Below are 24,269 nucleotides of genomic sequence, written 5' to 3'. Positions count from 1 at the left end.
TGTTTTAATCTGGTCAAGTTGACAGGACTTAAAGTCAAGGATAGTATAGCATAAATGAAAAATATTGGGATTGTTTTTTTGTATATAAAACGTTTCTTTGTCTTGTTATCTTTTGTTTTTTTGTTTTTTTCCTGTTCTGGAGAAGCTTTTGTGAGATTGAGTATTGAGCGTACTATTAGTCTCGATTTCGGACGATTTGAGGATGAGATTGTTTTTTTTCCTATTGATGGTAAGGTGCTCGAAAAAGACCTCAATATTTTCCTTCGCAATGGACGTTTTTTTATTAGCAATGCAAGTGTTGCGAAGGTTATGGAATTTTCTTCATATGGTGAGCTTTTGAGGTTATGGTATAATCCTGGTGTCAATCCTCTCCCCGTTTCTGTTGCAACGGAGGGGGATACTGTATCTACACGTAAGGCCTTTTCTCATGGTTTTGTCCAGAACGAGAGTATAGCTGTTACTTCTTCTATGAGTTTGTATGTGGAAGATTATGTGGCAAGTGGATATTCTGATTTTTCCAATTCTTCCAATAATCAGGTTGTTTTAAGGTTTGATTCTTCTGGAACTTTCAAGGATTATATAGGAAGAGAAGGTGTGGCAGGTTCTCCTTTTCCGTATATTGTTTCCATAAATGTTACTGTAAATGACGAACTTGTTGTTATCTGTAGACAGCTTTACTCGTGGGATGTGTATGTTTTTACTGTGGATGGTTCGTTGGAATATTTTAAGTCTTTTTCTTTGTCCAGTTTACCGCTGCCAGATGGATATTCTCCTGACTCTCTTACCCCTTCTATTGATACTGTTGTATCTGATTTTGATGGCAATGGAGTATATGTTAAGTATGACTATTTTATAAAAGATAAAGATACTGATACAGGTTCTTTTTCTGGACTGAGTAAATATATATCTAGGGTTTATTTTTATGATTTTAAAGACAAGAAATACCTAACCTATATGGAGTTACCAGAGATAAATTTGCAGAAAGAACAACGTGCTTTTGCAAGAAGTATTGCGGATTTTACGGTTCCTTATGATTTTATTGGAGCTGCATCTGGAAATAAGCTTTTTTTTGTAAGGAAACAAAGCGAAAAAGATGACTTAGAACTACTTATCTATGATCTCAAAAAAGAGCTTCAGAAGAAATTTATTTTAGATATGCCCTACTCCGATCCATTGTATGTATCATATACTGTTTCTCCAGAAGGTATTTTAGGAGCGATAATTGTTACTAATGATGGTGCTGATCTTGTATGGTGGAGAACTGATAGTATATTATACGGGAAAGGACAATGAAACATATCGTCAGTATGGATTCTGCTGCACTGATTGATTCTGGGGTCCAACAGAACTATGGTATTCCTGCAATAATTCTGATGGAGCAAGCAGGGACTGCTCTGTCTGAGCTTTTCTTTGATAAATTTTGTTCTGCTTCTGATTCTGTAGTTTTTTTGTGTGGTACCGGCAATAATGGCGGAGACGCCATGGTAATGGCGAGGAATGCTTTTTTTAAAGGTTTTTCTTCTATTAAAGTGATAATCACAAAAGAAAGCCTTAGAGATATTCCTGCTATTCAGCTGGATATCATAAGAAGTCTTGGTATTGATACATATGTCTGGGAAAATGATAGAAGTATCTGTGAAGAGATATGTTCCAAAGCCGACTGGATTGTAGAAGGTCTTCTTGGCATAGGCCAAAAGTCGGAATTAAGGCAAGATATAAAAAGTATTGTTTCTTTTATTAATAATCTTGATGACATAAGGATTTTTTCTATAGATGTGCCTGCCGGTATTTATGATGACTATGGCCTTATTGCGGATGTTACGGTTAATGTAGGAGTCTATAAACAGGAATGTTTTTTCCCTTCTTACAGAAAGAGATGTGGTGATATTCATCTTGTTGAGATTTCTTTTCCTCCGGAATTGATAAAAAGACAGTCTAGCGGTCTATTAATTGAGGATATCAGTGTTTTTTCTGATGAACTCAATATTTCTAGATATTCTCATAAGGGCGACAGAGGAAGGATAGGGGTGTTTGCAGGGTCTGCCGGGATGTTGGGGGCTGCTCTGCTTTCGGGTAAGTCAGTACTTAGAACACCATCGGGCTATGTTTATCTTTTTGTTGGCAACGATATCTTTGAACAGATATACCCTATCGCAGGTCCTCTTGTTGTTAAAAAAGAATCAGATTTGCAGAGTTTTGACTTTATGGATTCTGTTCTTGTAGGACCTGGTTGGGGACGATGTGAGAATAGGGTGTTATTGCTTTCTAGCATACTCAAAAAATTTGATAAAGGTGTTATAGATGCCGATGCCATATATAGTTTAAAACTTCTGATTGATAAAGAAGATGTTTCGCTTGGCACAGGTTGGGTTTTGACTCCGCACATTGGAGAGTGTGCTTTTTTGTTAAATACTACTGTTGACAAGTTGCTTAAGAATCCTCTTATATGTCAGGATTTTGTAAATAGGCACTCCTGTACCCTTGTTTTAAAGTCGCATGTGACCTGGATTTTTTCTCCTGGTAATATCGCAGTTTATGACGGATGTTTCTCTCCTTTAGGAACTGCCGGGTCTGGGGATGTATTGGCAGGACTGATTGCTGGTTTGTTGACGGCTTATACTTCTTCTTTTTCTGCTGCTTGTGCTGGAGTTATTGCTCACGCTAATGCTGCAAAGCTATTATATAAGGATAAAGGCTGGTTTTCTTCCGATATGCTTGTTGATTATATTGGCCTTTCTTTAAAAGAGATTGGGATAGAGATATATGAAAGAGAGCGATGAGTTTATAAATAAATCGGAAAACGAGCTCAAATTCTATTACAATAGAGAAGAGCGACTTGAGATGGCTGAGAAATATATTCCGGTATATGAAAAGAAACCCTTTTGGAAGAATACTTCTCTCATGATTTTACTTCTTGATTCTCTTGTCATTATTCTTATATTTATAATATATAATATATTTCTTTCCCCAAAGCCATGGGAAGCAAAGTTTGAGGATTATAAATTTTCTCTTGATGCTGTATATTTTGATGACAGGATAATTGGTTATGTAGACATATATTTTTCTGGAGATACCGGGAATAATGATTTTCTCATACCGGTTTTTTATTGGGGAACAGTTGAAAAAAAAATAGATATGCCTCTTCCTGTCCAAAAGACAGAGAAGAAGTCTGATAAGAACACTCGTTTTAGATTTGATATTGAAAATATTAAAAATAATGATAGCCAGGAACTGAACTTTTATGTATTATTGAAGATAGATGACAGTAATATTGTCTTACAAAAAAGATTGAAAAGAAAATAATTTCCAAGGGAGGCCTTATGATTCAATTCTATGCTTTGTCGGTTCTTACCAATTTCCTGAGCGGAGTTATCCTGTCTCAGGACTCTTTTTCCGAAAAATTGGGAATAACAGCGATGTTTAATCCTAAGGTTATAAAAAGCAAATCTTTTCTTTTTATCTGGGGTATTTTGACTACCGTAACAGGTGTTTTTAAAATTCTATCTGTTGTCCCCGGAAATGGGGCTATAATAATAGGAGATTTGCTTCCTGCTCTTGTAGGTATTCTTGCTGGTGTTGCTCTGTTGCTCATGTTTTATCAGGAATATAAAAAATCTAAGACAGATTCAACACTCTTGGATGATGAAACCACAGAGACTCTTAATCTTGTAATTATTCAGAATAAGACTATCATAGGAATTGCAGCGCTTCTTGTTTCTATTCTTCATTTTTTCTTTCCAACTGTACTTTTTCTATAGTTGCTGCTGATGAAACAGAGGATAACAACTGCTGCAATATGGCTTGATAGTACAAAAATATTCCTTGCAAAAAGAATAGGAGGGGGGAGTGTAGGTGGGTTCTGGGAGTTCCCTGGGGGTAAGGTTAGGTTTATGGAGTCTCCAGAAGCTGCTCTTAAACGGGAGCTTTATGAAGAATTAGGTATTGTTGCTGAGATAGGGCCGTGTATCTATAGTGGTCTTTTTAAAAACAAGGATACACAGTACCGATTGCTTGCTTTTATTGTTGATAGTGATAGTACTCCGGAAAAAAGAGGCTTTCATGATGCTTTTGAATGGATAGATGTGGAAAATATTGACGAAGATATGCTTGTCCCCTCTGATAGACCTATTTTATCGGCCATAAGGGAATATCTTAAAAATATTTCTAAATAATTGTTCCGGAAGCTATCGTTCTGTTTTTTAATATGATTATTATATTATCTTTTATATAATAATCTCCGTAATCTCCATCTGTTCTTTCTATGTTGTCAACTCCTATTCTGCAATTGTCTCCTATTCTTGTATTTTTATCTATAATTGTGTTTTTTATATGACAGTGTCTCCCTATCCCAAGGTGAGGGATACCTTCTTTTAGATTATTTTCTTTTTGTGTTGCGGTTTCATAATAATCAGAACCCATACAAATTACACCTTCCAACTCCGAGCCATCTCTTATAATAGTTCTTATCCCTATCACAGAATTTTTTATTATGCTGTTTTTGATTATACAGCCATTCCCCGTGAGTGTTCTATCCATCGTTGTGTTTATAAACTTGCTTGGTGGTAGATGCCTCATCCTGGTAAATATAGGAGCATGTTCATCATATAGGTCAAAATCGGGATATTCTGTTGCCAGAGATAACTGTGTTTCATAGAAAGATTTTATTGTTCCTATATCTACCCAGTATCCGGTATATATATAAGAGTATATTTTTTTATCTATAAGAGCGGATGGGATTACTTCTTTCCCAAAGTCCGTATAATTAGAATCTAGCATCTCTTCCAATACTTTTGCTTTAAATAAATATATGCCCATGGAGGCAAGATATTTCTTACCCTGTTCTTTCTCTATATCAGGAATTCTGTGAGAACTGTCAAAGTCTCTTAGATCTTCTTTGTTGTCCGGTTTTTCCCAGAATTTTGATACCTTTCCCGTATCATCTCCGGCTATTATTCCATATCTGTATACTTCTTCTCTTCTTACTGGAGTTGTTGCTATTGTTATATCTGCATCATTCTCAAGATGAAAGCTCAAGAATTTCTTGAGATTCATTCTGTATAATTGGTCTCCGGACAGTATTAGATAGTGAGAGGGATTCTGGTTTTTAAAATGATGCATATTTTTTCTTACTGCATCGGCTGTTCCTTCGTACCATCCGGCGTGAGAAAACCCTTGTTCTGCTGCAAGAATTTCTACAAATCCTCTGCTAAAGCTGTCAAATTGATAAGCCTGCGCAAGATGCAAATGTAATGAAGCAGTATTAAACTGGGTGAGAACGTATATTTTTTTGAAGTCGGAATTTATGCTGTTAGAAAGAGGTATGTCCACTATCCTGTATCTTGCGGCAAAAGGTACTGCTGGTTTAGAACGTTCTTTTGTAAGAGGATATAGTCTCGTCCCTTTTCCACCGCCAAGGATTATAGTAAGCACATTTTCCAAAGTATTCCTCCAGGGGCAACTTATATATTTAAGATTTTATAGTCAATTGGATCTTATTATTTTTTTATAAATTTTTACATACTGTTTTGCCGACTTTTTCCAGTCAAAACGTTTTTTCATGGCATTTATTCTTATCTTTTTTATTATTTCTGGATCTGAGTAATATAGGGAGACTGCCCTTTGTATAGTTTTATATATGTTTTCTTTAGTGAGAGGCTCTATAAAGAATCCCGTGCCTCTACCTTTTTCCATATCTTTTTCTTCTACAGTATCTATGAGTCCACCTCTGTGGCTTACAATAGGTATTGTGCCATAAGCAAGAGAATACATTTGGTTAAGTCCGCATGGTTCATATATGCTAGGCATAAGAAAAAAATCACTGCCGGCTTCTATGAGATGAGCAAGTTCTTCGTTAAACTCCAGTCTTACGGCAAGGTTACTGTGTGTTTCTGCTATTTTGCTTAGCTGTATGTGATATTTTCCTTCTCCTGTGCCCAGGATTACCATATCTATGTTTAAATCTTCCAGTATCTTTGATAAAATGCCGGGAAAGGGTTCTGTGAGTAATTCCAAGCCTTTCTGGTGTACAAGTCTTGTTACCATACCGACAAGAGGTCTGTCCTCATCTGTTGACAGTCCTATCTTGTTTTTTAGATAAGTTTTTACAATTTTCTTTTTTTCTATTGATTTGTAAGAAAAATTTACTGGCAAAAAGCGGTCTGTTTGAGGATTCCATACGCTGTAATCCATGCCGTTTATGATGCCAAAAAAACAGTCCTGTCTTTTTTTGAGAATAGTTTCCATGCTATATCCCAGCTCTGTATCTCTTATCTCCCTGGCATAAGAAGGGGAAACTGTGGTTATCGCATCTGCATGTAAAAGAGCACCTCGCATGAGGTTTATCGCTCCTCCTGTTATTATGTCCAGATCTTGCATTGCCTCTGGGGACATGCCAATGGAGCTCGCTTTATCAAGGGTAAACACTCCTTGATAGCCTATGTTATGTATGGAAAAAACACTGCGTATTTTATTATATCCTTGAGGAGCATATTGCCCTGTTTTTAGAAATAATATCAGAGGGGCAGTCGCCCAATCATGGCAGTGAAATATATCCGGTTGCCATCCTATCAGAGATGGGAGATTAAGAGAAATGGCGGAAAAGAAAGAAAATCTCAGTAGATTATCAGGGAAATCATCGTTGTGAATATTGGTATATATACCGTTTTTTTGTCTAAATAGTATAGGGTTATCTATAAGATATATCTTTATGCCGTTTTGTTGCAGCTCGTATATTTTATACCATAGTTTGTGATTTGCAAAAGCAAATTGCCCTTTTTTTATAAGTTTTATATCAAGGAGTTGTTTACTGTCTATGCTACCATAGAAGGGTAGAGTTACCCTTACGTCATGATTAAACTCTGCGATAGAAGAGCTTAGGGCTGTCACCGCATCTGCTAGTCCTCCAGCTTTTGCAATGCCTGCATATTCGCTTGTTACTATGAGAATATTCATCTTTTTTTCCTCATTATATTTTAAAGCCCTTTTTTAAGATATACAATAGAAAAATCCGAGACAGTAGAAAAACCAAGTTTTTTATAAACCTTGTAAGCGGGTTTATTGTCTTTTCTTACAAATAGACAGACTTTTTTTGAACTTCCTTCTATGAGTTTTATTAGATTTCTCACCAGTTCTGTTGCTATACCTCTGTTTCTGTATTCCGGCAGGGTATAAACTCCGCCTATTTGATAAATCAATACTCCTTTTGCACTTATTTCTGCTTTTGCTACTATTTTCCCGTTATATTCTGCCACCATAATACTTTTTGTCTTTATGTGTGTGTTAATCTTGTGTATACAGCTTGCAGGAGAAAAAAGGGAAACATCTGGCAAAACTTCTTCTTTTTCGTAATTTTCCTGCAGTTTATATAATTCTTCCATATCGCTGGGGGTTGCTAATCTTATTATGATATTATCCTTGTTTTTATTTTTTTTGTTTTCTGTATCTTTGTCTTTGAGCATCAAAAAATGATTTTTTTGCATATTAATCTTTTTTTTTAATACATCATTGACTATTTTACAGCTTTTTTTTTCTCCTAAAATCATATACGGAGACACCAGTTTTATTATTTGCTGAAGGCGTTCTCCTATTTCTTTATCATGTTTGTATTTTTTTGAAAAATATGGGAATATTGCACCAGATGGATTGATATATACTACTCCTGTTGTCTTATCTGACTCATCAAGGACCACCCATAATTGATTGTTTCCCGTAGTACCTATAAAATTCGAGTTTTTAAATACGTAGGAGGTTATATATACACACTTGTATTCTTCTTCTAGAAGAAATTCCTGGAGACTCTTTTCCTGTTCTCCATCGAGAGAATAAGAAGGAAGAAGCAGCATTATTTCTCCTTGTTGTATAATCTTACTGGAAGTTTCCCTTCTGCCTCTATCTTACCTGTCAAAGTTAGAAATCCTGCTTCAAAGTTTGCATCTGTTGTGCCGTATACTGCTATGGCAGTTTTAACCCATGGTACTTGCTCCAGGTATACTGGCGTAAGTGTTGATATTACTATTATCTTTTCTCTGTACTCCTCAAGTTCTTTTAAAACCTCGAGGCTGTTGGGGTTCATGAGGCAGAATATTATTTTATCGTAATATTTGCTGTTGTTTTTGAGCCATGTTTTTACTTTTGATGAAGCAAAATAAAATGGAAGATAAGAAAAATAAAATGTTTCTGCGCTGGGGAAGAATTTTTTTCCTGCATTGATATATCTTGTATATTGTCCGGTTATAAGTATTTTTTCCTTGTTGTCGCTTGTATATGGTATGTCCGCATTTTTTATTATTGTTACGCTTCTTAAAGCCTGCTGGGTAAATGCTTCTTCTGCTTCTTTATCCGGCAGTATTCTTGCTGCTTCTTCTCTATTAGGTAAAAGCTCGGTTTTGTTTTTTTTCTTGATAAAAGCAAGTTTTGTCAAAAGAATTTTTTTTACAGAATAATCCACTTGCTTTTTAAAATCTGGATTTTTGTTATATTCCTTTATGACTGCATTCCATATTTTGTCCCCGGGAGCAGGAGCATCAGATAAGAGCAGCATATTGTTTCCTGCTTTTATTGCATCCACCACAATTTGTGGCATATCCTCTCCCACTGCTCGTGCTCCGTTCATGTATAAGTCATCTGTAAGAACAAGTCCGGAGAAGCCAAGTTTTTCTCTCAAGAGTTTTATTATTATGGGAGAAAGAGTCGTAGGGGTACTGTTTTCGGTAATCTTGGGGAAATTGAGATGTCCTACCATTATTGCAGGAAGACCGTCAGGAATCATAAGTCTGTAAGGAAGCCAGTCTCTTTCCCATAATGTGTCTATGTCGTCTTCTATTGTGGGAAGCTCGTTATGTGAGTCTCCTTTTGCATTGCCGTGTCCCGGAAAATGCTTTGCTACAGGAATCACTCCTGCTTCCAGTGAGCCATGCATAAAGGCAAGGGAAAGCTTTGCTGTAAGTGCCGCATCGGACGAAAAAGCTCTGGGACCTATTACATGAGCTTCGGGATTGATATATACATCTACGGTAGGTGCAAAATTCATATTTATGCCCAAAACAGCAAGTTCTCTGTTGATATAAAGACCTGTTATATATGCCTCGTATGGCAACTCCGTAGCTCCGATAGCCATATTCCCTGGTGTCATTACCGTATCACCCTTGATATGCCGTACCCATCCTCCTTCCTGATCTGTAGCAATAAACAAAGGAATGCCAAATCTGCGAGTAAGAGCTGTTTTCTGGTATTGCTCTATGGCCTTTATAAGAGGCTCTATTTCCTCTGCATTCCTGCCGAATATCTTTACTCCTCCGAGTCCGTATCTTTTTATCCATGAAATTATGGCAGGGTCCGCTGTACTGTCGTCATAACCTACAAGAAAAAGTTGGCTTATCTTTTCTTCTGTATTCATCTTTGCAAGAAGAACATCCGCTATTGTCTCTGCCGGAGCAATATCCCAAAAATCCGATATTTCTTCTGCTGAGGTGAAAAAAGATAAAAAGAGAAAAAATATAAAAAAAAGTAGAGGGCATTTTTGCCCTCTACACATATGCTTCTCCCTTAATCTCGTCTACATGCATTGCAGCTCTGTGGGCAGCTATGGCACCTTCTCCTGCAGCAACAACAATCTGCCGGAAAGGTGTAGCTCTTACATCGCCTGCGCAAAACATACCTTTTATGGAAGTTTCCATGTTTTGGTCGGTGATTATATATCCAGTCTCGTCCTTTTCTACATCAACAAAGTCCGACTGCGGATCAGAGCCTATAAATATAAATACTGCATCAAACTCTTCCTCATAAGTTTTCCCCGTTGTCACGTCCTCAAGTACAACACTTCCTACTTTGGTGATACCGTTCTGTTCCTTGCCTTTGATTTCTTTTGCTACGGTGTTAAACCTTACTTCTATGCTCTCGTTGTTGAGCACACGCTGAGCCAAAGCCTTTTGTGCTCTAAACCTGTCGCGTCTGTGTATATGCACTATTTTATCTGTTAACTTAGATAGATACATAGCCTCGTCACATGCAGCATCACCACCGCCTACTACAAGCATCTTTTTACCCTTAAAAAACGGCCCGTCACAGGTTGCACAATAGGATACGCCTCTTCCTGTAAGCTCAGCCTCTCCTGGGATTCCCAGCTTTCTGTGCTGTGACCCTGTTGCGATAATAACAGAATATGCAGTCTTTTCACCCTTTGTTGTATCCACAACAAAAATATTATCTTTTTTGTTTATGGACTTCACACCTGCCAGCAAAAACTCAGCGCCGAAGTTCCTTGCCTGTTTTTCAAACCTCTGTGCAAGCTCAATGCCTGAGATTGGCTCTGGAAATCCTGGATAATTTTCCAAGTCATCTATTATCAGCGACTGTCCGCCCGGTGCCATCTGTTCTATAACCAAAGTCTTGAGATTAGCCCTTGATGCATACTGGGCTGCCGTAAGACCTGCCGCACCCGCACCTACTATTATCACATCTGTTTCCGGATTCATAGCTCCTCCATATTAGAAAAAATATATATTGAAGTTATATAAAAACATCCTAACTGTCAACTTAAGCTTAACACAAGAGTTTTCAATCTTCAATAAACAAAGAGATACCGAACGCGCTATGACGCATTGGCGTCATAGCGCTGCCTTCGGCATAAGCTGTGTAGGGCAAAATCCAGGTTTTATTACTACTGCTAGAAGCAGGCAGAACCGCATCTTCTATTTTTTACCACATGGATGCGGTTCTGCCGTTCGGTATAAAAAAATTGATTTTATGCTTTTTATAAAACAGGTAATTATCTTCTTGTGGCAGCCGATGATATAAGAGAAAAACTTTTGCGGAGTAGGTTATGGTTGATCTTATGCATATACTTATGAGGGTAATGAAGGACCTTATCAGGCAGCTTAAGGAAGCTGAGGAAATCCAGCAGGATGTCCGTGAGGCTCTGGTGGGTAAGGATTGGAGCAGGCTTGAGATGGGTCTGTCCGTGCTTGGTAAAAAGGCGGAGGTGATTGGGATTCTCGAGGAGGAGCGGGATAAGGTGTACCATGATATTCTCAAAGAGGAAGGTCTGGAGCATGATTGCAGCTTCTCGGATTTTATTGCTTCTATTGACGGTGATACTGCACGGGAGTTCTCTGCTCTGTTTCTTGAGCTTAAGACGCTTACTTTTAAGGTTCAGAGTTATGGTAAGCTGATAGAATCTTATGCTCAGACTGCTTCTGCAACCCTTGAGGCTTGCTTGAGAGAACTTTTTCCTCAGGAGATGGATGGAGGATATCAGAAGGATGGCAAGAGAAAAAAGCGTGCCAATGCAATTGTTGTTAATAGAACGATGTAGGAGGAGAAGATGCAATCCACTTTCACGGCTATAGAGATAGGTAAGAGAGGTGTTATTGCTCATACGCAGGGACTTGCAACAGTAGGTCATAATATGAGCAATGCATCCGTTGAGGGATATTCCAGACAGAGGGTAGAGTTTGCTCCGACAGACCCCCTTTATATTCCTGGACTCAACCGTGAAGAGACTCCAGGGCAGATAGGGCAGGGGGTGGATATCAAGTCCATAAGTCGGGTGAGGGATGAGATACTGGAGGGTAGAATTGTTGCTCAGGCAAATGCCGGGGGATACTGGGAGACCAGAAACAATTATCTCTTAATGATGGAGAAAATCTATAATGAGCCAGCTGATGTGTCTGTACGCAGTCTTATGGACCGTTTTTGGGAAAGCTGGCAGGAGCTTTCTATCAATCCGGGGGAGATAGCCCCAAGAAATGCTCTTATACAGGATAGTAAGGCTCTCCTTGATGCCATACATCAGCGTTATGATGCTCTTTCTTCCACACGTAAGATGCTGGAAGAGGATGTACAGGATACAGTAGGACTGGTTAACGATTATGCGCGTCAGATTGCCCAGCTAAATGAGCAGATTGTCAAGGTAAAGGCAATGGGAGATAATCCCAACGACCTCCTTGACAGAAGAGATTTACTCGTGGAGAAGCTTTCTACACTTGTAAATATTACTGTTGACAAAAGAGATCCAGATGAGTTTAGCGTACATATAGGTGGACGTCACCTCGTGCAGGGAAGAAAGTTTCATGAGTTTCAGCTGGAGGCCAGAGCAGAAAATGATGGCTTCAGTGCCGTGCTTTGGGAAGGCAGTACGGAGGAGGTTAGAATAGATGGAGGAAAGCTGGCTGCTCTTCTAGATTTGCGTGACGGAGATGTCAGGCAGGAACTTCAGAAGCTTGATACCATGACCGTCAATATGGTACAGCTTGTCAATGAGATACACAGGTCAGCAAGCGGACTCAACGGGAATACCGGAGTCGATTTCTTTGTAGAACATCCTGCAGTTCTTAATGCAACCGGTAATTATGATAGAAACGGAGATGGAGAGTTTGATTCTACCTATATTTTTAGAATCAACGGAACCAATAAGCTGGATCCGCAAGCACAGGTAGGAATAGAAGGAGTAATCACGCTCTCCGGTCCAGAGGGAAATGTACAAGTAGCATACAACCCTACGGATACCGTACAGGATATTGTAAACAGAATAAATACTTCTGGTGCAGAAGTTAGCGCTTCTTTTGACAGGCAAGGAAGATTGATGTTAAAAGCTACTCCAGCTTCGGATATAAATTATCCTGATTTTGTAATACGCCATGTAGAAGACTCAGGGCAGTTTCTTGCAGGATATGCGGGAGCTCTTGCTCAGCCCGGGCCGGCAGGTGCATATGACTGGGCACAGGCAGATGCTATTGTGCAGCTTGCAGGCGGAGCGGATTATGGGGTAGCTCCATTTTCACATCCTTCCGGCTGGATAGAGATTAATCCGGAGATAGAAAACGACCCCTTTAGCATAGCCGCAGGTTTTGCAGAAAACGGCAAAAGTGTGGAGCCTGGAGATGGAAGAGCTGCATTGGCAATTGCTCAGCTTAGAACAAAGCCTGTTATGATAGGCAGCCTTATGACCTTTGATGACTATTTTGCAGCCAGTATAGCGGATATAGGAGCCAAAGGCAGACAGGCTGAGATTGCGGACCAAACACAGCAGCTTATGATGAAGGACCTGAAGGATATGCGAGAGAGCATATCAGGAGTAAATCTGGACGAAGAGCTCGCACAGATGATTAAGTTTCAACACGGATATTCTGCCAGTGCAAGATTTATAAGTACATTTAATACTATGCTTGATGTTCTCATTAACAGAATGGGAGTATAATATAACGGAGGAAAAGGATGCAAAGGATAAGCACCAATATGCCCAATGATGATATGATATATCATCTGCAGCAGAGAGAACTCAGCCTTTATAATACACAGAATAAGATGGCAACCCAAAAAAGAATCCAAAACCTCAGGGATGACCCTACAGGTGCTGCACATGCGGCAAGATATGATTCTCTTGTAAAAAGGCTTGAAAAATATGCAAAGAACATAGAATACTCCCAGGATTACTACAAGGTAGCAGAAGATAACCTCAGAGCTGGTGTGGACATACTCCATAGAATAAGAGAACTAACTGTGCAGGCTGCACACGGAACATACACAAAGGAAGACCTACAGGCAATGGGCAAAGAAGTTGACCAGCTTTTGCAGGAGCTCACTCAGATAGCAAATACTAGAGGTCCAGATGGCAGTTTTATGTTTGGCGGAGCAAGAACGGATGGAGAACCATTTAGAATAATACAAGGTAATGTTCCGGGTGCAGACGGACTTGTTACTACCCAAGTACAGTACATAGGGGACATAACAGAACGACAGACAGAAATAGCAGACGGCGAACTCATAGCTACAGGCTTTGTAGGCAGTAAGGTCTTTGCCGGTGAAAACCAGCATATATACTCTACAACCGATGCAATGGATTACAGAGTAACCCAAGACGGAGCATTCTATATAGACGGGACCCGGATAGAAGTTACTCAAGGAGATACAATATATTCTATAGTTCATAAAATAAACAACTCTGATGCAGCAGTAAAAGCAAGCATAGATCCTGTCAATAATTCTCTAATACTCAACACCACAACCCCGCATCAAATGTGGCTTGAGGACGAGCAAGGATCTACTGTATTGCAGGACCTTGGCGTAATAACTTCTCCCGATTTCCAAAGACCTCCTGATAATATAGCAGCGTCAGCAATAAAAGGTGGTGGGAATCTCTTTGACAGCGTCATAAGAGTTAGAGACATGATGATGGAAGGCAATACAGAAGCACTTGGAGGTAAAGGCCTTGCCTCCATAGATAACGCTCTAGGCTCAATGATAGGCGTGGTAAGCGACATAGGAGCAAAAGGCTCCAGATTGGAGATAGCCTATGCTGCCAATCAGAAAAAAATACCCGACATAACAGAAATGTACTCCAAGCAAGTAGACCTTGACATTTCCAAGGCAATGATAGAACTTAAACAATTGGAAACAACACACAAAGCAGCATTGTCTACAGCTGCAAGAATACTACCCCCGACACTGTTGGATTTTTTGAGGTAACATGGCAACAAGAAGAATAGAAACAAAAACAAACGGTACAATAGAAATAGACGAGAGACAAATACTACGCTTTACTGCACCTATACTTGGCTTTGACAACCTGACAGAATATGCCCTTCTAGACTACAGCCGTCCTCCCTTCTATCTGCTGCAATCACTGGAAGACAGCCAGATTGCATTCCTCCTGATAGACCCCTGCCTTTTCCGTCCTGATTATCAGCCGGCACCATCCAGAACTGACCTAGAAGCCCTGGGAATACAAGATCCGCAAGAACTGATTACCCTGGCAATCGTGACTGTCCCTGCGGATCACAAGCAAATGACAGCTAACCTGCAGGGCCCCATCCTGATTAACAAAAGAACACAGGAAGCCAGACAAATAATCAGTACCGATGAGCGATGGAGAACCAAACACAAAATACTGGAAGAAATGGCAGCAGCACGAGGCGCATAATGCTAATACTCAGCAGAAAAAAAGGCGAAAGCATCATCCTAGATGACAACATAACCATCACAGTAGTAGAAGTAAAAGGCGACAACATAAAACTTGGCATAGAAGCTCCAGAAAACATTAAAATATACAGAGAAGAAGTTTATAAAGCCATACAAGAAGAAAACAAAACAGCTGCAGTCAGCAACCTTGATCTTGAGAACATCTATACAATATTTGAGCAACCCCAAAAAACAAAAAAATAAAATAAACCGAACGCACGCTGACGCTGTCGCGTCGCGTGCTGCCTACGGCATAAAAAACGATAGAACAATCATCTATAATAGTAAAGTAAAAACTAAGATATAGTTTTGGACCGCGTGATACCTATCTCCGCCTCACTCAACCGCAGGTAAAAAGGCTCTGTATTGGCAGGAGCAGCACCATGCGACTTATAAACACTTTCTGTCATATTTATAAGAGAAACCCCTGGACCCATCACAACAGAAGATAAGAGTATAAACCTGTCATCACCTTCAAACCACCTATACTTAAGAATACCTGCATCCGGTCCGGTAAGAAAAACTCGCTTATAAGGTTCTATAAGAGAACAAAGAACATCTCGATCAGCATCCAGATAATCAGAAATCCTTTCTCCTGACATGTACAAAGCAGCATAAAAACGCTTTTTTCTTGCATCAACGACAGAAAGAACAGGCAAATCTATATATGAACAAGCACTAGCATATACATCCAGAGAATTTATCCCTATAAAAGGAACAGAAAGAGAAGCACTAAGCCCCTTGATAAAAGCAAGACCAATTCTCAAACCAGTAAAAGACCCTGGGCCAAGACAAACCCCAAGAAGAGAAAAATCCTGTAGAACCAACCCCATATTAGAACAAACCTTTTCTACTACAGAAGGCAAATTCTCCGCATGCCTAAGACCTCCGTATAATTCGCTTATAGAAAAACTATTTCTGTCACCTGCTGCGACAGAAAGCAAAGACGTAGTAGTATCAATCGCCAAGATTTTCATCAATAACAAGCCCTTCTATAATAATCTCACGCTTAAAATCATCTGGAATATTAAAAAAAATATCAATCCTGTCGTCTGGCAAAATATCTTCTACCTTCTCTGACCATTCTATAATAGCAATACCATCTCCGTAGAAAATATCCTCTATACCAATAAACTCAAGCTCTTCTGCAGACGACAACCTGTATGCATCGATATGATAAACAGGAAACCCCACAAAATATTCCTTGATAATAGTAAAAGTGGGACTCTGTATAATATCCGATGCTCCCCAACCACTTAGCAAACCTCTAGTAAAAGTAGTTTTTCCTGCCCCTAGTCCACCTCTATATGCTATCACACGAGGAGGAGTAATATATTTTGCAATATTCCTTGCTATTGTTATGGACTCTTCCGGAGAAGACGACAGAAAACGTATCAGTCAAATACTCCTTCTTTATCCATCTGCATAACTTTTTCTTTGATTTGTTTTGTTGCCATAAGAATAGGGCCAGCCTTGGGATGAGTTTTTAGCTCTATATCAACCTTTGTCGGACCCAAAGGCGTATGTTCAATCATTATCTGAATAGGAATTTCTTCCACACTATCCATTACAGATTCAAAAACAGCTTTTGCATTATAATATCTTTTATAATCTAAAGGATGATCTTTTTTTTCTATACTATCTATTTTTATAAGCTTCATGAAAAACAATCTAATTTAAAACTATAAAATTAGTCAAGGTCCTCAGCTCAGGGGACGCATGTCATATATAATTTCTCTTATTTCATTTAGATGATGTTTTGTCATGCTTGTAAACATTATATGCATAACATTTCCCTGTCCCTTCTGAAATGTTATGCTTCTGATTTTACCATAAGCCGTTACATTGTCACCCGTATCGGTTTTAAAATTTATTTTTACTAGCATCCCCACTTTTAGAGGATTTAATGTTTTTATACCACATCCCCCTGCGGAAATATTTATAATGGTACCGGAAAATCTTTTGTTAGCATCTACTACCGCCTGTCTTTTTCTGGAAGTCGTAGAGACTATAGAAACAGGGTAGTAATAACAAGGCGCATAAATCTCAGCCCTTTTATGTCTTCTCTGTAAAACCTGTTGCATCTTTTCTATGTGAGCGACATATATCTTGGACTGTCCATCCTTTTTAAAATCGCGTACAACAGTATTACCGGAAAAGAGATTATTCTCATATTTTGTAAAACTGATATTTATCCTTGTACCAGGAGGAATATAGACAATATTCCCTTTCTCATTTCTCGGTGCCCGCAAAATTAAATACTGAGAAGAATTTTCAAGCACATCTGTAGAATATACCTTATTTTGAGAAGGAATAAGAATTTTTACGCTTTCACCCTGCTTTATATATTTGGAAGAAGTGGTCCTTGCCAGGCGCGGCCTGTTAGCCTCTATGACCTGTTTTATAAGAAAGAGATGATGTTTCCTCAGATCTTTTTCTGTCTCAGGTATTGATTCGTTTTCTATTTCAGTTATTTCCCTCTTCAGGATGGAGTCCAGAATAGGATTATTAAGAAGAAGATTATCTGGATTAGGAATATTATATTTTTTTATAAGTCTATCAAGAATCTTTATATAAAAACTGCTAAATCCCAATTTTCTTGCACTTCTGCTAAAGCGCCATTTGCTATATCCTGTCTTTGCCCCTTTTGCTGTTTTTCTGCTATTAAGCTGTGCCAGAACGATAACGAGCAAAATTATCGCAGCAAGAATTATCAGAGTAATTCTATTTACAGTAGGATCAGGCTCAGAGAAAAATTCAAACTCGTATCGCAAAAGCGGTAAAAAAGGCATAAACCCTCCGGAAAGACCTAGAGTTGGTCTATATATTCTATAAGCTGCTCAAATCTGGGAACAATTTCGTATTCAAAAACATCACCCACGGTAACATAATCTTCTGCTGTATAAGCTGTTATAACTTCTTCCAAAAGGGAGTTGATATCTCCTACCAGAGTTGGCATTTCTTTGAGCTTTTCTCTATTATCATTAAAAAGAGCAGGAAGAACTCTGCTCAATTTCTGAAAATATTCGGTAAATACAAGCAGAATTCCACCTGCTTCCTGCGTCTTACCTGTCTGAAGAAGAGCTGAAATATTGTTTATATCTTCCAACATATTGTTAATAGCTTCTGCTGTAGCTTTTGCAGCTGTTACAGGTGACATTATTTCCAATTTTCTATCTCTAACTACTATAAGAATATTATTTATAGTATGCTCGATTCTTTCCCAATCATTTTGTTTTATTTCACTTGCGTGGGCAATATCTATTTCCAGAAATATCCTTTTTAATATATTGTCATCTTTGTCAAAAATATCAGGAATGAGCAATACAAGTTCTTCTCCCAAGGACATAAAATCATCGGCAAGCTCTACGAGCTGGTGTATATCTCTTCTCTTTACAACCTCATTCATTATCTCAAAATAATCTTCCAGAGAAGATATGGTATTAAGTTGAAGCTCGCTAAAAGTTATGGCTTTTATGTCTATTTTATTCACTTCTTCTATAGCCATATTTTTCCAATCATCAGGGAAAGCCAGAGATATTTCCATATCATCATTGATAAGCACTTCTGAGATATATAGCTTTGATTTTTCCAGCCAATTTTCCAAGGCACCTATAATATCCCCTAAGTTTTTTTCATTTTCTAGGGAAAAAGCTATTTTTTCGTCATTGATAAGTATTTGCATCATCTTCTCCATTATTTGTTATTAAGGGAATTGGAAAAGTTATCAATTGCCTTAGAGTTCTTTTCCAAAGCTCCCAGTGCACCTTCCATCATCCCGTATTTCCTTTTTAAGCTAGCTTCATAATCTTCAAGGTGTTCTTTATAATCTTCTATATCTTTTTCGGTTCTTGCAATGCGCGTATCCAATGTTTTTATTCTTATATCGTATATACCTCCTGTAGAAGCATGAGCCTTTAAAAGCTCCTCTGTTTTAAAGGCTATGCCATTGTCAACCACGAGATCTCCATCAGTATCATTGCCAAACATATCTTTAATTGCAAGTATATCTCCTGTTAATGCTTGGTCCAGTTTTTCTTCGTTAATTTCCAGATACCCTCTGAGCTTTGTTCTGTCATATCCTCCTGTGCCTGGTTTTGATGCATTGCTGGATATCCCCAGTTGAACAAGAAGCTTAAGGGTGTTGTCTCTTGTGGGATAAGGATTAATCATTATATCCTGTAACTTGCTTTTTAGCTGAGTAAGTGTGGAATCTCCTCTAAACATACCGAGATTTTCTTTTGCTTTATCTTTCTCATCATCAGAAAAATAAGTCAGTTCTGCAATAATATCTTCATTATCCTGGGTAAGAATATTTAAATCTGCCATAAGCCTGTTATAACTTCCAACAAAGGATATAATAGCATCTTTTATTGCTTCTTTATCAGGCTCTATCTTAAGTTTTACGGTTTTGTCGCTTGCATCGATCAAATCAAGAGTTGTCCCTGGTATAGCATCATCTATTGTGTTGCTTTCCCTTATCATTCTTATCCCATCTAAGATTATTTCTGCATCGTCTGCAGAACTTATTGGATTCTTTGCAACATAATCTCCTCTTACTGCAGGATCATAAATCCTTATATCTGATACTTCTATCTTTTTATGTGTGTTTTTATTCCTTATTCCTATACCATCTATGCTGCTCATGTATTCTGAAAGGGAAATGGTTATTTTCTTGGGAAACGGACCCTTTGTAATTGCGGGAAGAGGAGTTGCCTTGTTATTTCTGAGCAAAAAAAAGATTTGATTATCGTCTACCCTTGGAGGTGGTGGGGGAGGTGTCCATGAAGGAAGAGGTATATCAGCCGGAGCACCCTCAACAGTTACATCATCAAGCGTAACTCCTTCTGTCTCTGGTAAATCAGGTCCAGGAGGAGGACTGGGTGTGTTGTTATCTTCCGGTATCTCTTCTATATTTATTGTCAATTCCATGACCATTGAGTCTGTTATATTTATAGAAGGATTTATAGGAAGTTTTAATTCTGTTTGAGGATTTATTATAAGACTGTTCTCTGCTATTTGATATGCTGTATCTGACAGTTTTGATTCCCATGCTTGGATATTGTCGGCTTTTGCATCGAAGTTATATGAATTATTAGGCACTGGTTTTATTATACCAAGGTCTACTGCAAGCTTTTTTGCATCGCCATCAAAAAGAAGCTTGTTACTTTTTCCTGTTTTTTTTGATTCTATCAGCAGAACAAGACTATCTGGTGTCTGTTGTATAAGAGAAGCTCTTACAAGATCTTTACCTCTGGAGTTTATCCTGTCAACAAAGTCTTTTATCTTTCCTCCCGAGAAAGAAAACTTTATTTCCTCTTCTCCCACTTTGAATACATAGTTTCCTTTTGGGATCTCGCTATCTTTATCTATACTGTCTGAAAGAAATCTATCTGCAGTTGCTATCTTCTTGACCTTTATAGAATAAGATCCCTTTTCTGCTTCTCTTGTTGCTGTAGCTGTAAGAATAGACTCATCGGAGCTGGTAGCTTTTTTTTCCTGAAAGGGATTCTCAAAGCTATAAAGAGTTTTAGCGGATTCTCTTACCTTAGATGTTAGAACACTAAGCTCTCTCCATGCTTCTTTTTGAGATTCATAAGTTTTTTTTGTATCTTCAAGTCTCGTGAGAGGTATCTTTTCTGCTTCTACAAGTTTACTTATGAGTTCATCTGTCTTATATTTACTGCTTACTCCGGGTATTGAGATGTCCGACATACGGGGAGACCCCTTCTTTCCTTGAGCTCATCAGGCTTCCTCATCTACAAGTAATGCAACGGCTTCTCTTATTCTCCTATGAAGTCTTTGCAATGCTTCCGGGGGAAGCTCCTTTATTATCTTTTCGGTTTCTGCATCAATCACCTTTACTATAACCTGATTTAGCTCTCTATCTATACTATATTTAAGCCTTCTGGAAAGAATAGGAGTCTTTATCTTAACTCCGGAGTTATTTTGTCTATCTAATGAGATTTCTTTTTTATTCTGTCTTTCCACGGGAGGTAAGCTTTCCCGTTGCCGCACTTTTTCTGCATTATCTGGTGTAGTTACAGGTACTCCCGGAGGAATTTTCATGTCTGCCATAATATCCTCCAAAAGGAGGGAGATTTAATCTCCCTCCCGTACCTTTCCAGGGGATATTAACCAAGTAATTGCAATACTGACTGAGTCTTCATATTAGCTTGTGCCAGCATAGCTGTGTTGGACTGGGTCAGTATCTGGTTCTTTACATAGTCAACCATCTCAGATGCCATATCAACATCTCTTATTCTTGACTCTGCAGCCTGAAGGTTTTCGGCAGCTACGGAAACGCCTTTCCATGCCATCTCAAACCTGTTTTGATATGCACCGAGATCTGCTCTCTGCTTAGATATTACTTTAAGAGCAGTATCTACCTGACCTATAGCACGGTTTGCATCCTCAGGGGAAGCTATAGATACAAGAGCGCCTTCTCCAGCGTTCTGACCTCCGAGAAGAGCATCTGCTGTCATTGTACCTATATAAATCCTTTCTTGTTGGTCCATATTGGCTCCCACTTGTATGTTGAGAGTTCTTGGACCATTTTGTGCAAATCCGCCTGTCAGAAGATTCATACCGTTGAATTGAGCATGAGATGCAATTCTGTTGATCTCATCAACAAGCTGAGATACCTCAACCTGTATCTGAAGGCGGTCTTCATCCGTGTAGATTCCGTTTGCTGACTGTACTGCAAGCTCTCTAAGACGGTGCAGAATATCCTGTGACTCTTGCAGATATCCCTCTGTGGTCTGGATAAAGGATACTGCATTCTGGATATTCCTTGATGCCTGATTAAGTCCTCTTATCTGACTTCTTAGCTTCTCAGATACAGCAAGACCTGATGCATCATCTCCGGCTCTGTTAATTCTAAGACCGGAAGAAAGTTTCTCAATGTTTTTTGTCATTGAGACGTCGCGTTCTGCGAGTGTCCTGTTGGCATACAGGGCGCTCATGTTGTGGTTTATGATCATACGACCCTCCCTGAAAAATATAAAAAGGCATCCTTGCCTTTTTACAGGCTTACAGCCTGTTTTTCTTTTAATATGTTTAAGAGGACATCCGGCTATGCCGGAATGTCCTCAAAATCCCCTGGAGGGTAATTGTCAAAGAACAATAGGTATTTATATTTTACTGCATTATCCGAGAAGTTGCAACACCGATTGTGTTTTTGTGTTAGCCTGAGCAAGCATTGCATTACTGGACTGCATGAGAATTTGATTTTTGGTATACTCTACCATTTCGGCTGCCATATCAAGGTCTCTTATTCTTGACTCTGCTGCCTGCAGATTCTCTGCACCTATATCCAATCCTTTTGTAGCATACTCAAGACGATTTTGGTATGCACCCAGATCCGCACGCTGCTTGCTTACTTTTTTGAGCGCGAGATCAACAACGCCGATTGCACGGTTTGCATCCTCAGGACTTGCAAGAGAAATAGGGGAGTTGTCGGCATTCTTAACACTAAGCGCTGCTGCTGTCATTGTGCCTATGTATACACGCTCTCTCTGATCCATGTTAGCGCCGATGTGGAACCACATGCTTGCTGTGATAACATTCTCACCTTCTTCTCTGGCAAAACGGCCTGTAAGAAGGTTCATACCGTTAAACTGTGCATGAGAAGCTATCCTATCTATCTCATCTACAAGCTGAGATACCTCAACCTGTATCTGCATTCTGTCTTCTTCCGAGTAGATACCGTTAGAAGACTGAACTGCTAACTCTCTTATCCTCTGAAGAATATCCTGTGTATTCTGCAGATATCCCTCTGTTACCTGAATAAAAGAGATGCCGTTCTGAGCGTTCTTAGATGCCTGCTTAAGTCCTCTTATCTGAGAACGCATCTTTTCAGATACTGCAAGCCCGGATGCATCGTCGCCGGCTCTGTTGATTCTGAGACCGGAAGAAAGTTTCTCGATGTTTTTGTCCAAGCTTCCGGCCACTACGCCGTTTTGCCTCTGTGCAAACATTGCACTTAGGTTGTGATTGATAATCATACCATCCTCCATGAATGATGTTTTTGGGCTTCCTTGCCCATTTTTTTTCTAATGTCCACAAGTAGTCTTGCCGACATTACGATTAAGGAGAACGTCCATCTTCCTTCCTTCACAGGACGCTCTGTTTTTATATCGTCCAAGGATGGTATAATTTTTATAGAACTTGAAATAAATTTATTTTTTTTCCAGGATTTTTATATATTCCTTTGCAATGGGATCGTCCGGAGAAAACTCCAGCACAACTTTAAACATATTGATGGCTTCTTCTTTATTTCCTTCTTTTAGAGCTATTATCCCAAGATTTGATATTATTTTTACATTTTCACTATCGTCTTTTAAAGCTCTATAAAGCATATCTTTTGCTTCTGAGAGCCTGTTTGTCTCTGTGTAACATATTGCAAGTTCATTTAGTGTTTCTGTGTGGTTGGGGTTTAATAAATTAGCTTTTTCAAAAGCTTCTGCAGCTTCTGCAAATTTCTTTATCCTTCTGTATCCCCAGCCTAATAAAAACCATGCATTCCAAACGTCAGGATTATCTCTGATAAACTGCTTTATGAGCTGTATGCCTTTTTCCTCATTGTTGTTTATTATCTCTTGGTAGGCTTTATCAAATAGAGTATCTGCCAAATTGCTTCTTTCTATGTGCTTTACCAGATTTTCTATCTTTTCCTTCATTTCTGGTTTTACATCCTGATGTTTTAAATATTGCTTAAAGTGTTCCAGCGCTTCGCTATAATTGTTGTTTTCTGAGTAGAAAAAACCGGCATTGAGATAAGCTTCTTTGGGTATATCTTTGTCGAGAGAAAATATTCTCTTGTACATATAGAAGGCATTCTTTGTGTATTCTTCTGCAGCTTCAATATTATCCAGCTTTTTATTTACTTTTGCTCTTTCCTCGTACAATACTGCCAGATTTAACAAGTGTGCTGGATTATCTGGTTCTAGTCCTGTAAGGGCAAGAAAAATTTCTTCTGCAAGATCAAATTCTTTTTGTTTTGCCTTAAAAACCCCTGTCTCAGAAAGTTCTCCTACTATATCCGGTTTTACTGCAAAAATAAATTTCCTGTAATAATCTGCATGTTTATGTCCTGGTTGATATGCCATTATTTTTAACATTCCGGATACAAGCATTTCCCATGAAAGGTTTTCCTGTTTTATGGTATTTTCTCCAGGAGCCGCTTCTACCGGTATAGGGATATCCGCTTCTATCCTGAAGTTTCCTATGGTGTAATCAAGGTCTTCTGGTAAATTTATAAAAAATACGTTTTCAAGGGGATCATTTCTTGATATCATTTTTTCTACCTTAAT

General features: G+C 38.7%; 25 protein-coding genes. 10 read left to right on the top strand and 15 right to left on the bottom strand.

The features are described from left to right. Positions 1 to 54 precede the first annotated feature (54 nt). From WKV44_08475 to WKV44_08455, 5 genes are read left to right on the top strand one after another with little or no spacing between them, the layout of a single operon-like run. Complete coding sequence (locus tag WKV44_08475; GenBank protein ID MEM5948579.1) at positions 55 to 1,293, top strand: hypothetical protein; 1,239 nt, start codon at positions 55 to 57, stop codon at positions 1,291 to 1,293. Next, positions 1,290 to 2,780, top strand: a complete 1,491-nt coding sequence (locus tag WKV44_08470; protein MEM5948578.1) for an NAD(P)H-hydrate dehydratase — start codon at positions 1,290 to 1,292, stop codon at positions 2,778 to 2,780. Before WKV44_08475 ends, WKV44_08470 begins: the two co-directional genes overlap by 4 nt. Next, complete coding sequence (locus WKV44_08465; GenBank protein MEM5948577.1) at positions 2,764 to 3,303, top strand: hypothetical protein; 540 nt, start codon at positions 2,764 to 2,766, stop codon at positions 3,301 to 3,303. Before WKV44_08470 ends, WKV44_08465 begins: the two co-directional genes overlap by 17 nt. Before the next feature lie 17 nt (positions 3,304 to 3,320). Next, positions 3,321 to 3,758: a hypothetical protein gene (locus WKV44_08460; protein ID MEM5948576.1), complete on the top strand. Its 438-nt coding sequence runs from the start codon at positions 3,321 to 3,323 to the stop codon at positions 3,756 to 3,758. A 9-nt stretch (positions 3,759 to 3,767) separates the two neighbouring features. Then, positions 3,768 to 4,172, top strand: coding sequence for an NUDIX domain-containing protein (locus tag WKV44_08455; protein MEM5948575.1), 405 nt, complete (start codon positions 3,768 to 3,770; stop codon positions 4,170 to 4,172). Here WKV44_08455 and WKV44_08450 read toward each other — a convergent pair. Genes WKV44_08450 through trxB form a run of 5 tightly spaced genes read right to left on the bottom strand, consistent with a single transcriptional unit; the run spans position 4,165 to position 10,472 of the window. Continuing rightward, on the bottom strand, positions 4,165 to 5,439 hold the full coding sequence (locus WKV44_08450) for a glucose-1-phosphate adenylyltransferase (protein ID MEM5948574.1): 1,275 nt from the start codon (positions 5,437 to 5,439) through the stop codon (positions 4,165 to 4,167). The two genes, WKV44_08455 and WKV44_08450, sit on opposite strands and share 8 nt — an antisense overlap. A 42-nt stretch (positions 5,440 to 5,481) precedes the next feature. After that, on the bottom strand, positions 5,482 to 6,951 hold the full coding sequence (locus tag WKV44_08445) for a glycogen/starch synthase (GenBank protein MEM5948573.1): 1,470 nt from the start codon (positions 6,949 to 6,951) through the stop codon (positions 5,482 to 5,484). Between the two features lie 20 nt (positions 6,952 to 6,971). Next, the gene (locus WKV44_08440; GenBank protein MEM5948572.1) at positions 6,972 to 7,841 is read right to left on the bottom strand and encodes a GNAT family N-acetyltransferase; all 870 of its coding nucleotides are present in this window, start codon (positions 7,839 to 7,841) and stop codon (positions 6,972 to 6,974) included. Then, a complete protein-coding gene (locus WKV44_08435) occupies positions 7,841 to 9,532 on the bottom strand; it encodes a glycoside hydrolase family 3 protein (GenBank protein ID MEM5948571.1) in 1,692 nt (563 codons plus the stop codon). The genes WKV44_08440 and WKV44_08435 overlap by 1 nt, the downstream gene beginning before the upstream one ends. After that, positions 9,525 to 10,472, bottom strand: coding sequence for a thioredoxin-disulfide reductase (gene trxB, locus WKV44_08430; GenBank protein MEM5948570.1), 948 nt, complete (start codon positions 10,470 to 10,472; stop codon positions 9,525 to 9,527). The genes WKV44_08435 and trxB overlap by 8 nt, the downstream gene beginning before the upstream one ends. 347 nt (positions 10,473 to 10,819) lie before the next feature. Between trxB and WKV44_08425 the strand changes: the two genes are divergently transcribed. From WKV44_08425 to csrA, 5 genes are read left to right on the top strand one after another with little or no spacing between them, the layout of a single operon-like run. Next, positions 10,820 to 11,311, top strand: a complete 492-nt coding sequence (locus WKV44_08425) for a hypothetical protein (protein ID MEM5948569.1) — start codon at positions 10,820 to 10,822, stop codon at positions 11,309 to 11,311. 9 nt (positions 11,312 to 11,320) lie between these two features. After that, a complete protein-coding gene (flgK, locus tag WKV44_08420) occupies positions 11,321 to 13,195 on the top strand; it encodes a flagellar hook-associated protein FlgK (GenBank protein MEM5948568.1) in 1,875 nt (624 codons plus the stop codon). Between the two features lie 17 nt (positions 13,196 to 13,212). Further along, entirely contained in the window at positions 13,213 to 14,463 is a 1,251-nt protein-coding gene (locus WKV44_08415; protein MEM5948567.1) for a flagellar hook-associated protein 3, read from the top strand. 1 nt (position 14,464) lies between these two features. Further along, complete coding sequence (locus WKV44_08410; protein ID MEM5948566.1) at positions 14,465 to 14,917, top strand: flagellar assembly protein FliW; 453 nt, start codon at positions 14,465 to 14,467, stop codon at positions 14,915 to 14,917. Then, a complete protein-coding gene (gene csrA, locus WKV44_08405) occupies positions 14,917 to 15,159 on the top strand; it encodes a carbon storage regulator CsrA (GenBank protein ID MEM5948565.1) in 243 nt (80 codons plus the stop codon). The genes WKV44_08410 and csrA overlap by 1 nt, the downstream gene beginning before the upstream one ends. Before the next feature lie 92 nt (positions 15,160 to 15,251). On the opposite strand, the gene tsaB is transcribed toward csrA, so the two are convergent. The 10 genes from tsaB to WKV44_08355 all read right to left on the bottom strand — a co-directional run bounded on the left by tsaB (position 15,252) and on the right by WKV44_08355 (position 24,254). Beyond that, positions 15,252 to 15,932: a tRNA (adenosine(37)-N6)-threonylcarbamoyltransferase complex dimerization subunit type 1 TsaB gene (gene tsaB / locus WKV44_08400; GenBank protein ID MEM5948564.1), complete on the bottom strand. Its 681-nt coding sequence runs from the start codon at positions 15,930 to 15,932 to the stop codon at positions 15,252 to 15,254. Next, a complete protein-coding gene (gene tsaE / locus WKV44_08395) occupies positions 15,913 to 16,341 on the bottom strand; it encodes a tRNA (adenosine(37)-N6)-threonylcarbamoyltransferase complex ATPase subunit type 1 TsaE (GenBank protein ID MEM5948563.1) in 429 nt (142 codons plus the stop codon). The genes tsaB and tsaE overlap by 20 nt, the downstream gene beginning before the upstream one ends. Before the next feature lie 8 nt (positions 16,342 to 16,349). Further along, positions 16,350 to 16,616, bottom strand: a complete 267-nt coding sequence (locus tag WKV44_08390) for a hypothetical protein (GenBank protein ID MEM5948562.1) — start codon at positions 16,614 to 16,616, stop codon at positions 16,350 to 16,352. Positions 16,617 to 16,658: 42 nt separating this feature from the next. Continuing rightward, the gene (locus WKV44_08385) at positions 16,659 to 17,747 is read right to left on the bottom strand and encodes a PilZ domain-containing protein (protein ID MEM5948561.1); all 1,089 of its coding nucleotides are present in this window, start codon (positions 17,745 to 17,747) and stop codon (positions 16,659 to 16,661) included. A gap of 17 nt (positions 17,748 to 17,764) precedes the next feature. After that, positions 17,765 to 18,652, bottom strand: coding sequence for a hypothetical protein (locus WKV44_08380; protein MEM5948560.1), 888 nt, complete (start codon positions 18,650 to 18,652; stop codon positions 17,765 to 17,767). Beyond that, entirely contained in the window at positions 18,652 to 20,670 is a 2,019-nt protein-coding gene (gene fliD / locus WKV44_08375; protein ID MEM5948559.1) for a flagellar filament capping protein FliD, read from the bottom strand. The genes WKV44_08380 and fliD overlap by 1 nt, the downstream gene beginning before the upstream one ends. Positions 20,671 to 20,700: 30 nt before the next feature. Next, entirely contained in the window at positions 20,701 to 21,033 is a 333-nt protein-coding gene (locus WKV44_08370; GenBank protein MEM5948558.1) for a flagellar protein FlaG, read from the bottom strand. 56 nt (positions 21,034 to 21,089) lie between these two features. Then, positions 21,090 to 21,938, bottom strand: coding sequence for a flagellin (locus WKV44_08365; protein ID MEM5948557.1), 849 nt, complete (start codon positions 21,936 to 21,938; stop codon positions 21,090 to 21,092). A 165-nt stretch (positions 21,939 to 22,103) separates the two neighbouring features. Beyond that, the gene (locus tag WKV44_08360; protein ID MEM5948556.1) at positions 22,104 to 22,961 is read right to left on the bottom strand and encodes a flagellin; all 858 of its coding nucleotides are present in this window, start codon (positions 22,959 to 22,961) and stop codon (positions 22,104 to 22,106) included. A 174-nt stretch (positions 22,962 to 23,135) separates the two neighbouring features. Beyond that, positions 23,136 to 24,254, bottom strand: a complete 1,119-nt coding sequence (locus WKV44_08355) for a tetratricopeptide repeat protein (protein ID MEM5948555.1) — start codon at positions 24,252 to 24,254, stop codon at positions 23,136 to 23,138. Between the last annotated feature and the right edge of the window lie 15 nt (positions 24,255 to 24,269).

The sequence above is a fragment of the Spirochaetia bacterium 38H-sp genome, from assembly GCA_039023545.1.
GTDB classification, from domain to species: Bacteria; Spirochaetota; Spirochaetia; order Winmispirales; family Winmispiraceae; genus Rarispira; species Rarispira pelagica.
Note: the sequence above shows the minus strand (reverse complement) of the source record. Positions and strands in the feature narration are given on the sequence as shown.